The sequence below is a fragment of the Haematobacter genomosp. 1 genome (genome assembly GCF_002196855.1).
Classification (GTDB): Bacteria; Pseudomonadota; Alphaproteobacteria; order Rhodobacterales; family Rhodobacteraceae; genus Haematobacter.
The window spans coordinates 271,676-289,738 of the sequence record NZ_NIPW01000010.1 but is presented as its reverse complement, the minus strand read 5'-3'; the positions used below and the strand labels follow the sequence as shown (position 1 = coordinate 289,738).

20 protein-coding genes are annotated in these 18,063 nt (G+C 69.5%); all 20 read right to left on the bottom strand.

Annotation, left to right across the window (positions count from 1 at the left end):
• Nucleotides 1–10: 10 nt before the first annotated feature.
• The gene (locus CDV49_RS07685) at nucleotides 11–715 is read right to left on the bottom strand and encodes a DUF2793 domain-containing protein (protein WP_179209141.1); all 705 of its coding nucleotides are present in this window, start codon (nucleotides 713–715) and stop codon (nucleotides 11–13) included.
• Between the two features lie 50 nt (nucleotides 716–765).
• Nucleotides 766–4,623: a baseplate multidomain protein megatron gene (locus tag CDV49_RS07680; RefSeq protein WP_088214945.1), complete on the bottom strand. Its 3,858-nt coding sequence runs from the start codon at nucleotides 4,621–4,623 to the stop codon at nucleotides 766–768.
• Nucleotides 4,623–5,150 (bottom strand): peptidase, encoded by a 528-nt coding sequence (locus CDV49_RS07675; protein WP_088214944.1) that lies wholly within the window; start codon nucleotides 5,148–5,150, stop codon nucleotides 4,623–4,625. Before CDV49_RS07675 ends, CDV49_RS07680 begins: the two co-directional genes overlap by 1 nt.
• Nucleotides 5,147–6,001 (bottom strand): DUF2163 domain-containing protein, encoded by an 855-nt coding sequence (locus CDV49_RS07670; RefSeq protein ID WP_088214943.1) that lies wholly within the window; start codon nucleotides 5,999–6,001, stop codon nucleotides 5,147–5,149. The genes CDV49_RS07675 and CDV49_RS07670 overlap by 4 nt, the downstream gene beginning before the upstream one ends.
• 271 nt (nucleotides 6,002–6,272) lie before the next feature.
• Nucleotides 6,273–6,896 (bottom strand): DUF2460 domain-containing protein, encoded by a 624-nt coding sequence (locus CDV49_RS07665; protein WP_088214942.1) that lies wholly within the window; start codon nucleotides 6,894–6,896, stop codon nucleotides 6,273–6,275.
• A gap of 9 nt (nucleotides 6,897–6,905) precedes the next feature.
• Nucleotides 6,906–7,559, bottom strand: coding sequence for a phage tail tape measure protein (locus CDV49_RS07660; protein ID WP_088214941.1), 654 nt, complete (start codon nucleotides 7,557–7,559; stop codon nucleotides 6,906–6,908).
• Complete coding sequence (locus CDV49_RS20980; RefSeq protein WP_088214940.1) at nucleotides 7,546–7,860, bottom strand: rcc01693 family protein; 315 nt, start codon at nucleotides 7,858–7,860, stop codon at nucleotides 7,546–7,548. Before CDV49_RS20980 ends, CDV49_RS07660 begins: the two co-directional genes overlap by 14 nt.
• A complete protein-coding gene (locus tag CDV49_RS07650) occupies nucleotides 7,853–8,167 on the bottom strand; it encodes a gene transfer agent family protein (protein WP_088214939.1) in 315 nt (104 codons plus the stop codon). Before CDV49_RS07650 ends, CDV49_RS20980 begins: the two co-directional genes overlap by 8 nt.
• A complete protein-coding gene (locus CDV49_RS07645) occupies nucleotides 8,167–8,574 on the bottom strand; it encodes a phage major tail protein, TP901-1 family (RefSeq protein WP_035743178.1) in 408 nt (135 codons plus the stop codon). The genes CDV49_RS07650 and CDV49_RS07645 overlap by 1 nt, the downstream gene beginning before the upstream one ends.
• A 553-nt stretch (nucleotides 8,575–9,127) precedes the next feature.
• Nucleotides 9,128–9,541: a DUF3168 domain-containing protein gene (locus CDV49_RS07640; RefSeq protein ID WP_088214938.1), complete on the bottom strand. Its 414-nt coding sequence runs from the start codon at nucleotides 9,539–9,541 to the stop codon at nucleotides 9,128–9,130.
• A complete protein-coding gene (locus CDV49_RS07635; RefSeq protein ID WP_088214937.1) occupies nucleotides 9,538–9,870 on the bottom strand; it encodes a head-tail adaptor protein in 333 nt (110 codons plus the stop codon). Before CDV49_RS07635 ends, CDV49_RS07640 begins: the two co-directional genes overlap by 4 nt.
• Nucleotides 9,867–10,457 (bottom strand): head-tail connector protein, encoded by a 591-nt coding sequence (locus tag CDV49_RS07630; RefSeq protein WP_088214936.1) that lies wholly within the window; start codon nucleotides 10,455–10,457, stop codon nucleotides 9,867–9,869. Before CDV49_RS07630 ends, CDV49_RS07635 begins: the two co-directional genes overlap by 4 nt.
• A 228-nt stretch (nucleotides 10,458–10,685) precedes the next feature.
• Nucleotides 10,686–11,843 (bottom strand): phage major capsid protein, encoded by a 1,158-nt coding sequence (locus CDV49_RS07625; RefSeq protein ID WP_088214935.1) that lies wholly within the window; start codon nucleotides 11,841–11,843, stop codon nucleotides 10,686–10,688.
• The gene (locus CDV49_RS07620; protein WP_088214934.1) at nucleotides 11,840–12,421 is read right to left on the bottom strand and encodes an HK97 family phage prohead protease; all 582 of its coding nucleotides are present in this window, start codon (nucleotides 12,419–12,421) and stop codon (nucleotides 11,840–11,842) included. Before CDV49_RS07620 ends, CDV49_RS07625 begins: the two co-directional genes overlap by 4 nt.
• Before the next feature lie 11 nt (nucleotides 12,422–12,432).
• Complete coding sequence (locus CDV49_RS07615) at nucleotides 12,433–12,672, bottom strand: GTA head formation protein, RCAP_rcc01685 family (protein WP_035705421.1); 240 nt, start codon at nucleotides 12,670–12,672, stop codon at nucleotides 12,433–12,435.
• Nucleotides 12,673–12,676: 4 nt separating this feature from the next.
• Nucleotides 12,677–13,861 (bottom strand): phage portal protein, encoded by a 1,185-nt coding sequence (locus CDV49_RS07610; protein ID WP_088215046.1) that lies wholly within the window; start codon nucleotides 13,859–13,861, stop codon nucleotides 12,677–12,679.
• 299 nt (nucleotides 13,862–14,160) lie between these two features.
• Nucleotides 14,161–14,505 (bottom strand): DMT family protein, encoded by a 345-nt coding sequence (locus CDV49_RS07605; RefSeq protein ID WP_088215045.1) that lies wholly within the window; start codon nucleotides 14,503–14,505, stop codon nucleotides 14,161–14,163.
• A gap of 162 nt (nucleotides 14,506–14,667) precedes the next feature.
• Nucleotides 14,668–16,158, bottom strand: a complete 1,491-nt coding sequence (locus CDV49_RS07600) for a TRAP transporter large permease (protein ID WP_088214933.1) — start codon at nucleotides 16,156–16,158, stop codon at nucleotides 14,668–14,670.
• 18 nt (nucleotides 16,159–16,176) lie between these two features.
• Nucleotides 16,177–16,716, bottom strand: coding sequence for a TRAP transporter small permease subunit (locus CDV49_RS07595; RefSeq protein WP_088214932.1), 540 nt, complete (start codon nucleotides 16,714–16,716; stop codon nucleotides 16,177–16,179).
• A 78-nt stretch (nucleotides 16,717–16,794) separates the two neighbouring features.
• Nucleotides 16,795–17,895, bottom strand: coding sequence for a TRAP transporter substrate-binding protein (locus CDV49_RS07590; protein WP_088214931.1), 1,101 nt, complete (start codon nucleotides 17,893–17,895; stop codon nucleotides 16,795–16,797).
• Nucleotides 17,896–18,063: the final 168 nt, after the last annotated feature.

Below are 18,063 nucleotides of genomic sequence, written 5' to 3'. Positions count from 1 at the left end.
GAAAGAAGGATCAGGCCGCCGGAAGGGTCAATTCCAGAAAATGTGCCGCGATACGCACCTTTCCGCCGGAAAAATTACCCCCCGTCGCGCTCAGCAGCAGCCGCGTTGCCGCCCAGCGGGGTTTCGGCTCCGTCGGCCCCATCGCCCAGGATCCCGCGCCGGTGCCAAGCCCGGAGCCATAACGATCCGCCCCGTCCGACTCACCCAGTTTCCAGGAGGCAAGCGTGCCGGTGAGCGGCTCCACCACCCGCGCAGTCACGCCGAAGACGGTGGCGTGGCTCGGGATCAGCGGGGCCGTCAGGTTGCTCGCCCCCGGCGTGACGACATGGTCGATCTCCGCGACCCGCCACACGGGCCCCGCGCCGTTGGGAGAGCTTGCCAGCAACCCCGCGCGCCAGCTCTGCCCGTCATGCAGCCGCTCCGCCCCCTCATCCGCCACGAAGGCCCGCCAGCCCGCGCGCGGCGCGAGGAATTCCCACCCGCCGTTCAGCCGGAGCGCGACCTTCCCCGCCGCGCCCGCCCAGCCGCCGGTGGCGCCCGCGGGCACACCATAGGCCGCGCCCTCCTCAGGCGTCTGCGGCTCACCCCCCGTGATGGAGCGGAGTGTGAGCTGGCAGAGCGCGTCGATCCGGGCCAGTGCCTCGTTCACGGTGACATGCTTCTGGGCCTGACCGGGCGCGATCAGCGGCAGGCGAAGGGTCGGTGTCTCGGTCATCATCGTCTCCATGGTTCAGAATGTCAGGGCGGGATGGTCAGGAGGGGTGGTCAGAATGTCAGGCTGGCAAAGGGGCCGGGGCCGAAGCGGTCGGACAGTTGCGCGACCTCGAGCCGGAGCGCGGGGCCGTCGGCCGCGCGCATCTGGGCGCTGTAGCGCCAGTCCGGCGTGGTGGTCTCTGCCTCCCGCAGGACGCCGGAGGGGCCGATGACCCGGAGGAGATAGGCCTCCCGCGTCTCGCCGAGCGGGATGTCGCGGCTCTCCCAATCGTCGCCGTCCAGCCGGCTGCGGCGGATCCAGCGGAAGGCCATGTCGTCCCCCTCCCGCCGCATCCGCAGATGCACGGGCCGGTAGGGGCGCAGACCCACCCCCCGGAAAGCCGCCGTGAGATGGACAAAGGCCGGATCGTCATAGGCCAACCCCGCAGGGCCGATCCGGTAATGCCGCTCCATCCCGCGGCGGGCGGGGTCGAGCGCGATCTGCCCCACGCGGTGGTCAAGCAGCACGAACCGGCTTCCCGCAGGCCAGACATGGCCCTCCCGCTCCGTCCCGGCCTGCCCGCGCAGCAGATGGGTCAGCTCGTAAGTGTCGGGCGCGGTCAGCTTCGCGGTGGCGAACTGGATCACCTCCCATCCATCGGGCGAGCCATCCCCCACCGCAGCCGCATTCGCGCCGTTCAGCACGGAGAGCCGCTCCGCCGATGACAGCGCCCCCGACATGCGGACGCGGAGCCGCCCCCTGTCCCACAACCCCGGACGGCGCGCGCCGAGCGGTTCCAGAGTCTCGCCAATTACCGCCGCGCGCTCCACATGGCCGTTCAGCCGGTAGCCGCTGTCCATGGGCGCATCCAGCACCGCAATGTCGCCCGGCCAGGGGCTGGCGGTGACGGCAAGATGCGGCGCGTGCGGAACCTCCGCGCCGGAAAGCAGCGGCAGGTCCAGAAACAGCGCGGCCACGGGCGCGGGCGGCACGAAGGGCCGGGGCTTCGCGGGCGGCTCCTCCACCGGCGGGGCGGCATAGAGCGCGGGCTCCACCCGCACGGCCTCCACCTCAGCGCCATGTCCCTCTGCCAGCCGGTCGATGCGGTAAAGACCCCGCGCGCCGCCTGCCTCCACCTGCACCACCTCCCCCGCACCGATCCCGGCGGAGGGCGGCAGGGCAAAGCGCGCGGTATCCCGCGCCACCCGCGTCTCCGCCAGCCAGCGTTCGGCGATCGCCACCGCCTCTCCCGCCGTCAGCGCGAGGGGCAGTTCCGTTTCCGAAACGGCATCGCCTTCCTCGCCGGGATGGGTGACCTCCACGCTCCGCGCCTCGTAATCGGCCTCGGCGTCGATATGGCCGATGCGGAGGCGGGGCGGGATCTCGCCCGCGCCCGCGCGCTCCTGCTGCACATCGCCCCCGTCGCGCGCAAGGATCGCGTCGGCGTCGATCACCCGCACCGCCTCCGCGCCCCGGCGGCTGAAGACAAGACGCCCGTCCCGCTCCGCCGCATCCACGCCATAGGCCAGCATCAGCGCCTGCAACGCCCCCCGGGCGGTCTGCTCCGTCAGGGAGAGACCGCGCACCAGCCCGTGCAGACGCGCGACATCCACATCGCCCACCCCGGCCCGCGCGCAGATCTCCGCCACCACGGCGCCAAGCGGCTGCGCCGCCGTCCGCCCGATGATCCAGTGGCCGCGGGCGTGGTTTTCACCATCGCTCCAGACATCGCTGGCCTGCGGAAAAGCGGGCCAGGGCCGCGCATCCCACGCCCAGACATGCGCCCGCGCCATATCCACCATCGGCCCGCCGTAATGCGGCGAGACGGGGTTGGCTGCCGGATCGCTCCAATACCGGGCCAGCGCACGCAGATACTGCATCTGGATCAGGTCGTCCCGCGCCCCGGTCGAGAAATGCGGCAGCGCGGATTCGGAGGATTTCGGATCGACGAACTTGTTGGGCTCGTTCGTGCCCTTGTCCACGGCGGCGCAGCCGATCTCCGTGAACCATATGGGCTTCGACATCGGCACCCACGGGCTTGCCGCTGCCTGCCGGACACCGCCCACCCGGTCATGATGCGGATTGCGCCACCAGTTCAGGATGTCCTTGTAGCGCCAGATCCACGGCTCCCCCGCACCGTCGGTGATGGGGGTGCGCCGCTGGGCCGCGCGATCCTCCGGCGTCGCGTAATACCAGTCGTAGCCCTCGCCGCCCGCGACATTCGCGGTCAGGTAGTCAAGGTCATGGATGGTTCCCGCCGCCGCATCCGCATGACCGCTGCCGTCGCGCCAGTCGGAGAGCGGCATGTAGTTGTCGATCCCGATGAAGTCGATCGCCGGGTGGGCCCACAGCGGGTCGAGGTGGAACCAGCGGTTGCCCTCCGGGTCGGTCGTGCCGAAATACTCGCTCCAATCCGCCGCATAGCCGATCTTCGCCCCCGGCAGGATCGCGCGGACATCCGCGGCCAGACGGCAAAGCTCCGCCACGGCGGGAAAACCCGCCGCGTCGCGGATGGCTGTCAGCCCCACCATCTCGGAGCCGATGCAGAACGCATCCACCCCACCCGCCAGCGCGCAAAGATGGGCGTAATGCAGGATGAACCGGCGATAGGACCATTCCGGCGGGCCGGTATAGGCGATGGTCGTGCCGGTCGCGGTGAAATCCTCCACCCGCGCGGTGCCGAAGAACCGCGCCACCTCCGCCGTGGCGGCAGGGGTGCCGAAGGGCGAGCCGGCCTCTCCCGGCGCGCGCGACAGCGTGATCCGCCCCCGCCACGGCAGAGCGGCTTGCTCGCCGCCGCCCCATGGGTCGGGCCGGGCATTGCCTTGAAGCTGCTCCATGAGGATGAAGGGGTAGAACACCGCCCGCTTCCCCGCCTGCGCGAGCGCGGTCAGCGCCTCGATCACCGAGCCGTCGGAAGGCGTGCCGCCATAGACGGGGCGGCCCTCGCGCATCGCGACCACCTCCGCATTGCGGCGGGCAAGGCCGCTCACCCGCCAGGGCTGCGCCGCCTCCGCCGTGACCTGCTCCACCTTCGGGCTGATCGTGCAATCGCCGCAGCGCAGGTCGGTCCCGAACCAGGAGACGACCAGCGACACGGAGCCGACCTTCGGCAGCTCCCGCCCCATCTGGTCGAGGGAGGCCCTGAAATCCGTGACGCCCGCGGGCGAGTTCACGTTCGCGACCCGGTTCCGCCCCAGCCTGTCGGAAAAGACCGCGGGCGTGGTGGCCAGCGCATATTCCCCGGTGCCCGGGATCAGCGCCACCGCCTGGGTGACCGCGCCGATGCCACCCTCCGCCTCCGGCACGCCCTGCGCGGGGCGCATCACCTCGAAGCTGAATTGCGGCACCCGGTTGCCGAACCGGTCGAGCGCAAGATCCTCGATCACCACATAGGCCGTGCCGCGATAGGCGGGCGCGTTCTCCGCCCCCTCCTCCGCCACGATGCGCGCGTCGGGAAGCTGCGCGTCATCGCCGCGGTAAAGGCGGAGCGTGACGCTGTTCCGCGCGACCTCCACCCCGTCGGCCCAGATCCGGCCGATGTCGGTGATGACCCCTTCGCAGAGCGCGATGGCAAGGCTCACGGTATAGGAATACTGCCGCACCTCCGGCCCGGCGCCGCCCTTGCCGCCCCGCGCCGAACTGGCGTGTTCGGTGAAGGGAGAGGCCCAGATCACCTGCCCGCCGATCCGCATCCGGCCGAAGACCAGCGGCAGGGGCGCTCCCTCGCTCGCCCCGGTGACGCGGAACCGCTCGATGCGGCCGTGCTCCACCGTCTCGGACCCCGCGCCCAGCAGCCGCTGGTCGATGACGCGGCCCACCGTCGCGCCCAGCGCCCGGCCCGCGACCGCCCCGGTCAGCCCCATGACGGTGCCGCCCATCGCGCCGCCCAGCGATGCGCCCACCGCGCCCAGCATTATGGTTGCCATCAGATCGCTCCCTTCGGATAGCCGAACCGGGCCACGATGCGCCGCGCCCAGGGCTCGGAGAGCGGGCTTTCGACGACGGCATGGCCGCTGTAGGCATGGATGAATGTGGGTGCCGCGCCGGTTTCGGCGGCGATGCCCAGATGCTTGGCAATGCCGCCCGTACGCAGACGGAAAAGCAGCACGTCGCCCGGTTCCGGCAGGCCCGGTTCCGGCAGGCCCGGTTCCGGCAGGCCCGTGGCAAGTAAGCCCGTCGCAAGTAGGCCGCTGCCAAGCGGGCTGGCATCAAGCGGGCTGGCGGCAAGCGGAATAAGGTGGCGGGTGGCGGCGGACCAGAGCACCTCCTGCCGCCCCGTCTCTCCCCAGTCGGGGGTATAGGCGGGGGGCGCTTCAGGCTCCGGCCCGCACAGATCGCGCCAGACCCCCCGGATCAGGCCGAGGCAATCCGCGCCCGCCCCGCGACAGGATGCCTGATGGCGATAGGGCGTGCCCAGCCACAGCCGCGCGGCAGCGACGACATCCTCCCTCATCGCCCCATCCTCCGCGCGGGAGAGGCGACGAGCCAGTCCTCTCCCGGCACATGCGGAAAGCCGCGGAAATTCAGCGTATTTGCGAATTTTCCGCCGCAGGTGTGAAGCCGCTTGTCACAGCCCGCCGTGAGCCGCACCCTGTCACCCGGATGAAGCGGCGCGCGCAGCTCCTGCCAGAGCTCGACCTGCCCGCCCGTCTGGAGCTTCACCAGCCCGACCAGCCCCGAGGCCGCGCCCGAAAGGACGGTGAGGCTCCCCCGCTCGAACCAGCGGGCGGGATGGCCGCCCAGCGCATCGCCAAGCTGGACGACGCGCCCGCCCGTCACCGAGAGGACAACCCCCTCGCAGCCATAGCGCGGATCGGCAAGGTCGATGCCACAGGCCGCATCCCCCAGCCGCGCGGTACAGCCTCGCTGGATTGCCCGCCCGCCCCGCTGGTTCAGCCGGTCGGCAAGGCCGCGCAACTCCGCCTCGAACGCACCGGCGCCGCGCCGGATCTCCCCGATCTCCCCCCGGAAACGCAGGGCGCGCTGGCCCACATCCGCCCAGTTGACCAGCCATGACCAGACCTCCGCCCCGTCATAGCGGCCTGCGGCAATGTCCTCCTCCGTGATCCCTTGCGCGGTGAGTGCGCCGGAGGCGGCGCTGTTGTCCACGGCCAACCCCGTCACCTGCTCAAGCTGCGCGGCGGTCATGCCGGTCGCGGCGTGGAACAGGATGCCGTCGAAGCTCAGGTCGGTATCGTGGTCGGTGAATCCCATGCGGACCCCGTCCCGCCGTTCCACCGCCCAGCAGCGGCAGACGGTGGTCGCCCCGGTTTCCAGATGGGCCTGAAGTGTGGTGCTGCTCATGTCCTCTCCCCTCTCCCTCCGCCAGTGCGCGGCGGACCCTCCGCATCGGACCGCCCGTCGCACCGCGGTCCATTGCCCAAGGGCCTGCCGCTGGCCCGGCCCGCGCCAGAGTGTGACTGGCCCTCTGCATCGGGTCTCCCCTTGCATCGGCGTCCATCGCACCAAGGCCCATTGCCCAAGGGCCTGCTGCCGGTGTGCTCTCCCGCCGCATGGGCGATGCCATGCGGAGGCCCGCCGGCCGCTTCTGGCGTGTGAAACGGTCTCCCGTTCCTCACAGCCGCAGCTCCACGACCGGCACATCGGGCACCTCGCCCGCCTGAAAGGTCGCGACGGAGGTGCGGATCTGATCGGTGTCGAACCGCACCGGCACGTCGAACTCGTAGCCTGCGGTGATACTCACCCCGCGTGCGGGCGGCGTAGCAAAGGTCACGACACCGCTTTCCGGGTCCGCCTCCCAGGCAGTGACCTCTCCGCCCTCCAGCGCGATGCGGAGGCTGCCCGCGACGGGTTTGGCGATCGGGCGGAGATAGGCCGACCCGGCGGAGGCATAGCGCTTCGTCAGGCGGAACGAGCGTTCCACACCGTCGCCCACGCCGACCTGCTGGTCCGTGGCGCTGATCGCGGCGCTGGGCGGGCAGGATTTGTAATCGGCCCAGTCCTTCCAGCGGAAGCCATGCAGACGCCCCATCCGCGCCTCGAAGAAGGCGACGAGCACCGCCACATCGTCAAGCGACCGCAGGCCGCCGCCTGCATCATACCGCCTCCGGGAATGCGCCCAGGGGCTGTTGCGTTCCTCGAACCCGTTGGCGAGCGTGACGATCTCCGTCCGCCGCTCCGGTCCGCCGGTGGAGCCGTAGCTCAGCCGCGCGGGGTAGAGCACTTCGTGAAAGGCCATGATCCCTCCTTACCGGTTGCGTTGCCCGCGGGAGAGGGCGCGCCCCATCTCCGCGGCGATCTGGCTCCGGCTGCGGCGGAAGCCGTCCACATCGGGCGTGGTGACATTGACGGTGACGTTGACCGCCTGCCCGCCGCCCGCACGCACGCCGAGACTGCCATCCGCCCCGCGGGCGAGCGGCAGGATCGCCTCCGGCCCCGCCTCTCCCATCAGGCCGGTGGCGCCGCCCCGCATCGGGAAGGTCGTCGGTGCGGAAACCACACCCCCCCGGGCAAAGGGCATGACCCTGCCGCCCGCGAAACCGCCGCCCGTGGCAAAGGGCAGGAAGGCTGCCAGCGCGGCCTCCATCCCGCCGGAAAGCATGTCTCCCGCCGCGCGCTGCACCGGCTGCATGGCCATGTTGTAGACCGTGCCCACCATGGAGCGCCCCAGCCCCTCCAGCGCATCCGACAGCTTCTCGCCGTTCAGCGCGATGCCGTCGAAGGCGCGACGCAGCCCCCGGCCCATGCCGTCCGACAGCCGCGCGCTTTCACGGGCAGTCCCGGCGAGGCTTGTCCGCATCCCCTGCAACTCGCTGTCAAAGGCCGCGGCCATCGTCCGGGCGCCGCCCAGGCTCACTTCCAGCGCCGCGATCTCATCGGCCAGCGCATCAATCGCCGTCATCCTGTCCCTCCATCCGTTCATCCGTGGGCCCGTGATCCATGCGGTCAGGGGGCCTGTGGTCATGGGGCATGCGGTCGTCAGGCCCATGGTCGTCAGGCATGCGGTCATGGGGCACGGGGTCATCGGGGAAAGCGCGCATCAGCGCCTCCAGCCCCGTCCGGCCCAGTGTCGCCTGAGTGCCGCCGCGCCCGGTGACGAGCGCCAGCTCCCAGGGGGTGAGCGTCCAGACCTGCGCCGGCAGCAGCCCCGCGCGCAATCCGGCGCGAAGCAACCCCGCCCAGTCGAAGCCCCCCTCACGCATCGGGAGCAAAGGCTGCGACCAGCAGCCGCGCCGCGACCTTCGCCGCCCCCGCGGGACCGCCCGCGATCTCCGCCCCGCGCAGCTCCGCGGCCGTGCCCTGCCAGCCGCCGCCGCGCAGCCCCGCCACGATCAGCGCGAGCACGTCGCGCGTGGTGAAGCGCCCCTCCTCGAACCGGCGGACAAGGGCGGGGAGGCTCTCCTCCGGCAGCGCGGCCTCCATCTCCGCCAGCGAGCCCAGCGTCAGTTTCAGCACATGCCGCCGCCCGTCGATGACCAGCGCGACCTCTCCCGCCCATGCATTCGCCATCAGAGCGCCGTGAAGCCGATCTGACCCGCCGAGGCGAGCGAGAGTTCATAGGTCGCCTCGCCGTTGTGGCTGCCGGAATATTCCAGCGCGGTTATCTGGAACGCCCCCTCCACCACGCCGAAACTGGGGATCACCACCTGGATGCGGGGGATCTCGCCCGAGAAGAACAGCGCGCGGGCGCGTTCATCCGCCGCCGTGTCCCGGAACACCCCGGAGCCGGAGACACTGGCCGAGCGCACCCCCGCCCCCGCCAGCAGCTCCCGCCAGCCGCCCGAACTTTCGAGGCTGGTGACATCCACCGTCTCCGCATTGAAGGCGATGCGGGTCGCCCGAAGCCCCGCAAGGGTCTGATACGCCCCCGCCACGTTGATCTTGATGAGCAGATCCCTGCCGTTCTGTGCCGCCATCGGTCATCTCCCTTGTCCTGCGCCGCCAGAGGGCGCGTCTCGTCACTCCGCCGGTCCGCCCGGCGGCGCGAATTGTTTCAGGCTGTTCGAAACACCCATCCGGGGGGCGCGATCAGCGCGGAACCCGCGGGCGTATGCGGAAAGCGGGCCGCTCACCTGTGCAGGGCCTCCGCGTGCCGTTGACGGACGACCCGCCATCAGGAGCAGACCTCCCGCCAGCCCCCGACTCCGGCCCCCGGCCCCGGCCTGCGCCTCGGGTGCCGGTGTCCTCCAAGAGCGTGCGGAACATCAGATCTCCACCCGCGCCCCGCGTGGTTGTCGGTGCGAATGCGGGAAGCGCCAGCTGGCGGACGACCCGCCATCAGGATCAGACCTCCCGCCCTGCACGCGGCCCGCGCCCCACGCTTCAAATCGCCCCGCACTCCAACCCTGCCCAGCATTTCGACCCCGCCCGTGCCTCAACCGGCAGACCACCCGCCGTCGGGAGCAGTCCTTCCGACCCGCGCGCCGACCGCGCCCACCCATCCAACCCCGCATTCCCCCCGCCCGTGCCTCAGCCGGTGTCCTCCACCAGCGCGCGAAAGGTCAGGTCCACCCGCCGCCCCGCGCCATTGTCGATCCGGCGGGCGCGGGCGCGGAGGAACCACAGCCCAACGACCTGCCCGCGTGCGAGGGTGAGCGGTGTCGCCAGCAGCGCGTCCGACACGCACGCGGCGATCTCCTTCGCGCGGCCCAGACCGGCCCGCGCCGTCACCACGCTCAACGTCACGTCATGCTCGGCGCCCCGGTGGGTCTGATCGGAGCGGTCGCGCACCTCTTCCGGGCCGAGGGCCACGTAGGTCTCCGGCAGCGGGCCGGGGGGCAGCGCATCATGCACGGCCCCGCCGATCAGCGCCGAGAGGGCCGCATCGCCCGCCAGCCGCTCCCAGATCGCCGCCTGCAACGCGCCTGCGGTTCCATAGCTCATGACGGCACCTCCTCATGGCAGTGACAGGTGAGGTAGAGCCCCGCCCGATCCGCCTCGGCCACGGCGAGGATGCGGAGCGCGCGGCTTCCCGCCCGGAAGCGCTGCCCCGCAAGCGGGCGGCGCGGATCGCCGGGAGGCGCGGCGCGGACGGTGACGCGATAGGGCACCGTGGCGATGGTCAGGAACTCCGCCCCCGCCTCGCGGCCCGCGCCGGGTTTCACCTCCGCCCAGACGCGGCCCAGCCTGTGCCAGCGGCTCGCATATCCGCCCGCGCCGTCGGCCAGGCGCTCCTCCCCCTCAAGGTCCAGACACCGGGTAAGCCGCCTCATCGCGCCCCCCCCAGCAGACGCACGGTGCGCCAGGGCTGGAGCAGCGCCTCCACCCCGAAGGGCATCGGGCGGCCGGTCTCCCGCTCCTCCCGCAGTTCATGATACTGGGCGGCGAGCAGCAGCACCGCCTGCGCCAGATCGCCGGGCACCTGCGCCCAGCCGCCGAAGCCGGCCTCGAACACCACCTCCACGCCGCCGCCCGGGGGCACGGCAGGCAAGGCCGCCCCGGTTGCCGCAAGGCGCGGACGCTGGAGATCGCGGATCAGCCGCCAGCGGCTCTCCGCCACCGCGCTCTCCCGCCCCGTCCGGTCCGTCATCGTGACGGAGATCACCCGGCCCACGGGGGCGAGCGGCAACGGCTCCGCCGCCGCGTCGCGCCAGCGGGAGAGCGTGAGCGCGAATTCCCGCGTCAGCAGCGCCTTGCCCGTCCGCCGCTCCACCGCCGCGATGGCGCGGCGCAGATACCCCTCCGCCAACGCATCGCTCCGCGCTTCCTCCTCGAAGCCGGTGCCAAGGCGCAGGTGGTCGATCAGCGCGCCTACCGGCAGGGCGGAGGCTGGCACCGCCGCGCGTTCCGTCAACATCATCGCTTGTCCCCCGATTTCCGCATGTCCGTGTTCCTTCTCCGCGCTGGTCCGCCGCCGGTTGCAGCTTGCCGCCGCCGCCCTCCTCCGGCGTGCCGGACGCGCGCCTCCCGTCCGCCCGGGCGGAGGAGGAGACTGGACGACGGGATCCCCGGCGCGCGTCCGTTCGCCCGCGCCCGAAGGCGCGGGAGTCACGGGCCGCCCAAAAGCCGCCCGCGATGGCTGTTTCCGTTACTGGGTCGCGAACTTCAGCAGCTTAATCGCGTCGAAGTCGCTCACGTCACCGCCGACGCGCTTGGAGGCGTAGAACAGCACATGCGGCTTGGCCGAGAACGGATCGCGCAGCACCCGCAGGTCGGGCCGTTCCGCAATGGTGTAGCCCGCGTGGAAATCCCCGAAGGCGATGGCCGTGGCGCCGGGGCCGATGTCGGGCATGTCCTCCGCGATCAGCACAGGATAGCCCATGAGCCGCGCAGGCTCCGCCGCCGCCAGCCCGTCCGACCACAGGAAGCGGCCATCCGTATCCTTCATCTTGCGCACGGCACCGGCGGTCTTGGAGTTCATCACGAAGGTCGCGTTCGCGCGGTAGCGGGCGGAAAGCGCATAGACGAGGTCCACGATCGCATCCGCCGGGTTCACATCGGCGAAGTCACCCGCGGCCCCGGTCGGCACATAGCCGATCCGGCCCCAGTCCCACGCATCGGCGGGAACCGTCGGATGGGCGAGGATCCCCTTCGGCTTCTGCTCCCCATCGCCGGAGATGAAGGCCTGCGCCTCCGCCCGCGCGAAACGGTCGGCGATGCGTTCGGCCAGCCAGCCCTCGATATCGAAAGCGCTGTCGTCCAGCAGCCGCTGCGAGGCCTTGGGCATGGCCGAAAGCTCATGCAGGCGGATGGAGATGCGCTCGATCTGCGGGGTATGGGCGTCCTCCATCATCTCCGTCTCCGCCATCCAGCCGGAGCCGATGTCGGACTGATCGACGAGCACATCGAAGGAGCCCGCCTCGACATTCACCACCGTCGCGACCGCACGAAGGGAGGCGGTGCCGCCCAGCGTGGCGCGAATCCGGTCCGCGGTCTGGCCGTCCACCAGGAAGCCGCCCTCGCCGTTGACCTGCGTGTTGAGGCCCTTGCCCTCCAGCACCAGCCCGCGCAGGCCCGCATCATCACCGGTGCGCAGATAGGCGTCGAACGCCTTCAGATGGGGGGCGCCTGCCTCCTCCGCGCCGGAAAGGGCGGGACGACGGGCGGTGAGAGATTTGCGATCCAGCATGTTCAGACGCTCTTCCTGTTGTTGCAAAGCCTTGGCGATGTCGCCCTGAAAGTCCTTGAATTCACTCATGAAGCCGGTGATGGCCGTATCGAGCGGCCCCGGCGTGATCTGTGTCATTCGTTCCTCCTGGTGATGGTCGTTCCGCTGCTGGCGAGCCGCGTGCGGGCGGCGCGCATCTCTCCGGTCATGCGCGTGAAAAGCGATGCCATGTCCGTCTCCGCCGCCTTCTGGGCGACCCGCGCCTCCGGCAGCATCGGGAAGGTGACGAGCGACACCTCCCACAGATCGAGCGCGTGGAGCCGGCGCTCCCCCTCCGGCCCGCGATCGCTGCGGAGCGTGCGGTAGCCGATGGAGAGGCCGTCGATGGCCCCCGCCTCCAGCAGCGCCGCCGCCTCGCGGCCCCGGCCGACCTCGGTCAGCAACCGGCCCTTGACGCGGAGACCGTGGGCGTCCTCGACGATCTCGTCCCAGACGCCGATGGGCTGGGCGGCGTCGTGCTGCCACAAGAGCTTCACCCGCCGCCCCGCCGCTGCCATCCGGGCGAGCGACGCGCCATAGGCCCCCGGCATCACCACGTCTCCGCCCCGGTCGCGGACACCGAAGACGGAGGCGTAACCCTCGATCCTCGTGCCGTCGGTCACCGTCAGCGCGCCCGGCACCGCGAACTTGCGTTCGAGTTCCCCTTCCGCCTGCATTCCTGATCCCCTCATCGCATGGCGGCGGCGACCAGCGCCTCCGCCCCTTTCGCCAGCATGAAGGCCGCGATCCCGTAGACCCCGACCCACATGCGCTTCTCCAGCCGCTCCAGCGCCGTTTCGATCTGGCCCAGCCGGTATTCGAGCGCGCTCCACCGCTCCTCCGCGACGCGCTCGTTCGCCTCGATCCTGAGGGCGGCAGCGTCGAAACTGTCGTAGAGGAAGCGCGATCCGCCTTTCGGCCGCGTCACGGCCTCAGTCCGCCAGACGCGGCAGGCCGAGGAGCGCGCGCTTTTCCACATCCGTCAGGAAAGCCGCCTCGCCGACGCGCTTCCATTGCTGGTCGCGTTCGTCGGCCAGGGCGGGCACCTGATCCAGATCGGGGCGCAGCTCCACCGCCTCGCCGGTGAAATCGGACAGCCAGAAGGAGACGGCGGCGGTCACCTTCGTCACCAGCGGCAGCACCGTCAGGCGGAAGAAGGCGCGGTTGGCCTCCTGATAATTCGCGTAGGTCGCGTCCCCCCGGATGCCGAGCAGCATGGGCGGCACGCCAAAGGCGGTGGCGATCTCCCGCGCGGCGGCCTCCTTGGTCTGGTGGAACTCCATGTCGGACGGGCTGAAGCCCATCGGCTTCCAGTCCAGCCCCCCCTCCAGCAGCATGGGCCGCCCGGCATTGCGCGCGCCCTGATGGTGCATCTCCATCTCGGTGACGAGCCGGTCATACTGATCGGGCGTCAGCGCCGCCTGCCCGTCTGCGCCCTTGTAAACGATGGCGCCGGAGGGGCGCGCGGCGTTGTCGAGCAGCGCCTTGGACCAGCGGGAGGCGCTCGAATGCACATCGAGCGCGGTCGCGGCGGCCTGCAGCGGCGAAAAGCCGTAATGGTCGTCCTGCGGGTGAAACGCGCGGATATGGCAGATGGGCTGCGTCTCGCCGGTCATATCGAAGCGCAGCTTGGCGCCGCCCGCGGTGTAGTCATAGGCGACGGGCCAGCCGTCCCGCCCCGGCACCAGCACCATCCGGTCGGAGCGGAGCACATGAAGCTCCACCGGGATGCGCGCGGAGCCGGAGACAGCCTCCACATAGCCGTCGCCGGTCAGCAGGATCTGACCGAAGAGCGCCTCGAACAGCTCCGCCCGGCCCTGCCCGCCGTTCGGCCGGCGGATGAGGTCGAGCACCGGATGGCAATCGTAGCGCCGCTCCGCATCCTGAAGGACGAGCGGCAGCGCTGCGGCGGATTCCGCGATGAGCTTGACCGCGCGGAAGCAGACGGGATTGCCGAGGAACCCCGCGCGGGTCAGCGAGCCGGTATCCCGCGGGGTCCAGGCGACCTGCCCGCCCGCGATACTGCCCATCGGGCTGCGCGCCATCAACCGGCCGGCGGCCGAGGCCTTCTGTTCCTGCGGGGCTTCTGCCCCGCGCCGCAGGAAATCGAACATCATGCCGGCCACTCCCTTCACGAACCGCGTCTTGTTGAAGGCAAGATGACCGGGAAGTTCTGCGATCCCGCTAACCGACCGCGCGTTGCGTCCGCCGCCGGATGCAACACGCGCTGTCTCAGGCGGAATCGCCTGCGACAGCGCGTGCGCGGGGGTCTGCAAGGGGGCCTGTGACAGCGCCCGTGACGGGGCCTGCGACGGGGTCGCAGGCGCGGGGGACGCCCCCCGCGACCCCCGGCGTCACCGGGGGAGGAGGAATGACGGGCGCCCCTCCGGCTTCTGCGTTGACCGAGGGTGGCCGACTAGCCGCGAAAGACGAAGGCCGCACCCGTCACGATCAGCGCAAAGCCGATCGCATGGTTCCAGTTCAGCGATTCCTTAAGGTAGAGCACGGAAAAGCCGCTGAAGACGATGAGGGTGATGACTTCCTGAATCGTCTTGAGCTGGGCGGCGGAATAGACCTGATGGCCGATCCGGTTGGCGGGCACGGCGAACCAGTATTCAAAGAAGGCGATGCCCCACGAGGAGAGCACCGCGATCCAGAGCGGGGTGGCGGGGCTTTTGAGATGCCCATACCACGCGAAGGTCATGAAGGCGTTCGAGACGATCAGAAGCAGGATCGGCAGGACGTAGGGAAGAGTGGGCATCGGCAGCATCCCTTGAAGAAGTCAAACCGCGGGAGAAAGGCGGGACATTTCCGGGCTATCCCCCTTTTTTAAGAGCATCCTGCCCGCGGCCCCAAGGCGCAGACGCCCCGCGAGTGGAAAAAGCCCGCGCAAGGGGCGCGGGCTTTCCGTCTGCCGGGAAGATCAGTTGCCGCCCGGCCCCGTCAGTCCGGGAATGCCCGGCGGTTCCGTGGAGCCGCCAAGGCCCGGAATACCGCTGTCTCCACCAAGGCCGGGGATGCCGCCGCCGCCGAGACCTTCGCCGGTGGGAAGTTCGATGCGGATCGTATCCAGATCGACATTGTTCTGGCCGGGCAGCAGACCCGTGACCAGCTCGGGCCAGAAGATCACGATGGCCACCAGCAGAAGCTGCATGATGAGCCACGGGATCGCACCCATGTAGATATCCGTCGTCTTGACGGTCCGGGGCGCCACGGAGCGCAGGTAGAACAGCGCAAATCCGAAGGGCGGGTGCATGAAGGAGGTCTGCAGGTTGATGCAGAGCAGCACGCCGAACCACACAAGGTCGATTCCCAGCGAATGGGCCACCGGGGCGAGCATCGGCACCACGATGAAGGCGATCTCGAAGAAGTCGAGAAAGAAGGCCAGGAAGAAGATGAACACGTTGACGAACAGCAGGAAGCCGATCGGCCCGCCCGGCAGCGAGGTCAGCAGATGCTCGATCCACAGCGCACCGTCCATCCCCTGGAAGACCAGCGTGAACACCGTCGCGCCGATGAGGATGAACACCACCATGGAGGTCAGCTGCGCCGTGGCGCCGATGGCCTGCCGCAGCAGGTTCCATGTCAGCCGCCGATGGGCGGCGGCAAGGATCAGCCCGCCGACAACGCCGAGCGCCCCGGCCTCCGTCGGCGTGGCAAGGCCGAGGAAGATGGTGCCGAGCACGAGGAAGATCAGCACGATGGAGGGAACGATGCCCTTGACCACCTTCCAGACGAGCGCGAGATCCAGGTCGCCGCGCACCTCCTTCGGCAGGGGCGGCACCCAGTGCGGGCGGAAGATGGCGACAAGGCCGATGAAGCACAGGAAGATGAACACCTGCACCGCCGCCGGACCCATCGCCCCGATGTAGAGATCGCCCACCGACTTGCCGAGCTGGTCGGCCAGCACGACCAGCACCAGCGAGGGCGGGATGAGCTGCGCCAGTGTCCCTGACGCCGCGATCACCCCCGTGGCGAGCCGCGGGTTGTAGCCGTAGCGCAGCATCACGGGGAGCGAGATCAGGCCCATGGTGATGACCGAGGCCGCCACCGTGCCGGTGATGGCGGCGAGCACCGCCCCCACCAGCACCACGGCCACGGCAAGGCCGCCCGGCACGCCGCCGAAGAGCTTGCCCGTCCCCTCCAGCAGATCCTCGGCCAGACCACAGCGTTCGAGGATCGCGCCCATCAGGGTGAAGAAAGGGATCGCCAGCAGGAGGTCATTGGAGACGATGCCGAAGAAACGATAGGGCAGCGCCGACAGGAAGGCCGGGTCGAAGTGACCCGTCAGAATGCCGAGCGCGCCGAAGAACAGCCCGGCTGCGCCGAGCGAGAAAGCCACCGGAAACCCGTAGAGCATGAAGATGATCATGCACAGGAACATCAGCGGCGGCATGGGGCCATAGTGAAACATGCGTCTGTCCTGTCGGTCCTACTGGAGAGGCTTTTCGTATTTGGTCTCCAGGGTGATCATCCCCCGGAGCGCCGCGATGCGCTTGATGAGTTCGGAGATGCCCTGAAGCGCCAGCAACGCGAACCCGGCCGTCAGCATGAGCTTCACCGGCCAGCGGATCAGCCCTCCCGCGTTCTGCGACACCTCTCCCTGCTGCCACGACAGCACGAAGACTGGCCAGTTGAGCCAGGCGCAGTAGATGGAGAACGGCAGCAGGAACACGATGATCCCGAACAGATCGACCCAGAGCCGCGCCCTGTCGGAAATCGCGCCATAGATCAGGTCCACCCGGACATGCTCGTTCTTCTTCAGCGTATAGGACGCGCCCAGAAGCACGATGAAGGCGAACATGTACCACTGGATCTCCAGCCAGCCGTTCGAGCTGATGTGGAATGTGTAGCGGATGAGCGCATTGAACGCGCTGACAAGGGCGCAGAGAAGGACGAGATATTCGCCGATCCTGCCAAAGAACTCGTTGATGCGGTCAATGAGACCGCTCAGGGCGAGCAGAGCTTTCACTGGAACCTCCTGACCCGCGCGCTGGCCGGGTCGCAAAGCAAACGGCCGGGACTGTGCCCGGCCATTCCATGTTGCCTGTCAGCCGAGCTTGCCCGCCCGTTGCAGCGTCATCATGAACGTGTCGTAGGTGTATTCAGCCACCTGCATCCACAGATACGACTCCTTGCGGAAGGCGGCCTGGGAATCGTGCACCTTCTTGAAGTGCTCGTTCTTCGCGCCGATCTCGTCATAGAGCGCATTGGCCGCGTCGAAGGCAGCGGCCATGATTTCCTGGCTGAAGGGCCGCAGCACGGCGCCGTCGGCAACAAGCTGCTTGATCGCCGTGGGGTTCAGCATGTCGTAGCGGGCGAGCATCTGCGTGTTGGCGAAAGCGCAGGCATCGGTGAGCACGCCCTGATAGGGCTCGGGCAGTTCTTCCCATTTCTGCTTGTTCATGAAGGCATGAACCACCGGCCCGCCTTCCCAGAAACCGGGATAGTAATAGTATTTCGCGACCTTCTGGAAGCCGAGCTTCTGGTCGTCATAGGGGCCGACCCATTCCGCCGCGTCGATGGTGCCCTTTTCCAGCGACGGATAGATGTCGCCCCCCGCGATCTGCTGCGGCACCACGCCGAGGCGCGACATGATCTGCCCGGCGATGCCCGCGATGCGCATCTTCAGCCCGTCGAGATCGGCAAGCGTCTTGATCTCCTTGCGGAACCAGCCGCCCATCTGGGTGCCGGTGTTGCCCGCGGGCAGCGCGTAGATGTTGTGGAGGGCGTAGAACTCGTTCAGCAGATCGGTGCCGCCCGCCTCATAGAGCCAGGCATTGGTCATCCGGGCGTTCAGCCCGAAAGGCATCGCCGTGCCGAGCGCGAAGGTCGGATCCTTGCCGACCGAGTAGTAGGAGCAGGTATGCGCCATCTCGACCGTGCCCGCGCCCACCGCATCGGCGGCCTGAAGGCCCGGCACGATTTCACCCGCGGCAAAGACCTGAATGGTGAACTGCCCGTCCGTGGCATCCGAGACATGCTGGGCGATGTTGGTGGCGGCACCAAAGATCGTGTCGAGGCTTTTGGGGAAAGCCGACGTCAGGCGCCAGTTGATACGGGGTGCGGTCTGGGCAATGGCGGGCGCGGCAAGAAGTGCAGCACCCGTCCCGGCTACGCCAGCCCGGCGGATGAACGAACGACGATCCAAGTTTTATCCTCCCTTGATCCCGGCCCTCTTCTCCCCGGTCCGGGTAGCGAACAAAAGCACGTGACACGGTTGTCTCGCAAGCGTTTCGCATTATGGCCCTGCCAGAATATGCACCCCTGCAACGGTTGACGTGGCGTCAATACCGTGGGCGCATCGCCGCAGCGTACG

Excerpts from the sequence above, each read along its gene's own strand:
- CDV49_RS07685 (WP_179209141.1), bottom strand. The coding sequence starts at position 715 with ATGACCGAGACACCGACCCTTCGCCTGCCGCTGATCGCGCCCGGTCAG.
- CDV49_RS07680 (WP_088214945.1), bottom strand. The coding sequence starts at position 4,623 with ATGGCAACCATAATGCTGGGCGCGGTGGGCGCATCGCTGGGCGGCGCG.
- CDV49_RS07675 (WP_088214944.1), bottom strand. The coding sequence starts at position 5,150 with ATGAGGGAGGATGTCGTCGCTGCCGCGCGGCTGTGGCTGGGCACGCCC.
- CDV49_RS07670 (WP_088214943.1), bottom strand. The coding sequence starts at position 6,001 with ATGAGCAGCACCACACTTCAGGCCCATCTGGAAACCGGGGCGACCACC.
- CDV49_RS07665 (WP_088214942.1), bottom strand. The coding sequence starts at position 6,896 with ATGGCCTTTCACGAAGTGCTCTACCCCGCGCGGCTGAGCTACGGCTCC.
- CDV49_RS07660 (WP_088214941.1), bottom strand. The coding sequence starts at position 7,559 with ATGACGGCGATTGATGCGCTGGCCGATGAGATCGCGGCGCTGGAAGTG.
- CDV49_RS20980 (WP_088214940.1), bottom strand. The coding sequence starts at position 7,860 with ATGCGTGAGGGGGGCTTCGACTGGGCGGGGTTGCTTCGCGCCGGATTG.
- CDV49_RS07650 (WP_088214939.1), bottom strand. The coding sequence starts at position 8,167 with ATGGCGAATGCATGGGCGGGAGAGGTCGCGCTGGTCATCGACGGGCGG.
- CDV49_RS07645 (WP_035743178.1), bottom strand. The coding sequence starts at position 8,574 with ATGGCGGCACAGAACGGCAGGGATCTGCTCATCAAGATCAACGTGGCG.
- CDV49_RS07640 (WP_088214938.1), bottom strand. The coding sequence starts at position 9,541 with ATGAGCTATGGAACCGCAGGCGCGTTGCAGGCGGCGATCTGGGAGCGG.
- CDV49_RS07635 (WP_088214937.1), bottom strand. The coding sequence starts at position 9,870 with ATGAGGCGGCTTACCCGGTGTCTGGACCTTGAGGGGGAGGAGCGCCTG.
- CDV49_RS07630 (WP_088214936.1), bottom strand. The coding sequence starts at position 10,457 with ATGATGTTGACGGAACGCGCGGCGGTGCCAGCCTCCGCCCTGCCGGTA.
- CDV49_RS07625 (WP_088214935.1), bottom strand. The coding sequence starts at position 11,843 with ATGACACAGATCACGCCGGGGCCGCTCGATACGGCCATCACCGGCTTC.
- CDV49_RS07620 (WP_088214934.1), bottom strand. The coding sequence starts at position 12,421 with ATGCAGGCGGAAGGGGAACTCGAACGCAAGTTCGCGGTGCCGGGCGCG.
- CDV49_RS07610 (WP_088215046.1), bottom strand. The coding sequence starts at position 13,861 with ATGATGTTCGATTTCCTGCGGCGCGGGGCAGAAGCCCCGCAGGAACAG.
- CDV49_RS07605 (WP_088215045.1), bottom strand. The coding sequence starts at position 14,505 with ATGCCCACTCTTCCCTACGTCCTGCCGATCCTGCTTCTGATCGTCTCG.
- CDV49_RS07600 (WP_088214933.1), bottom strand. The coding sequence starts at position 16,158 with ATGTTTCACTATGGCCCCATGCCGCCGCTGATGTTCCTGTGCATGATC.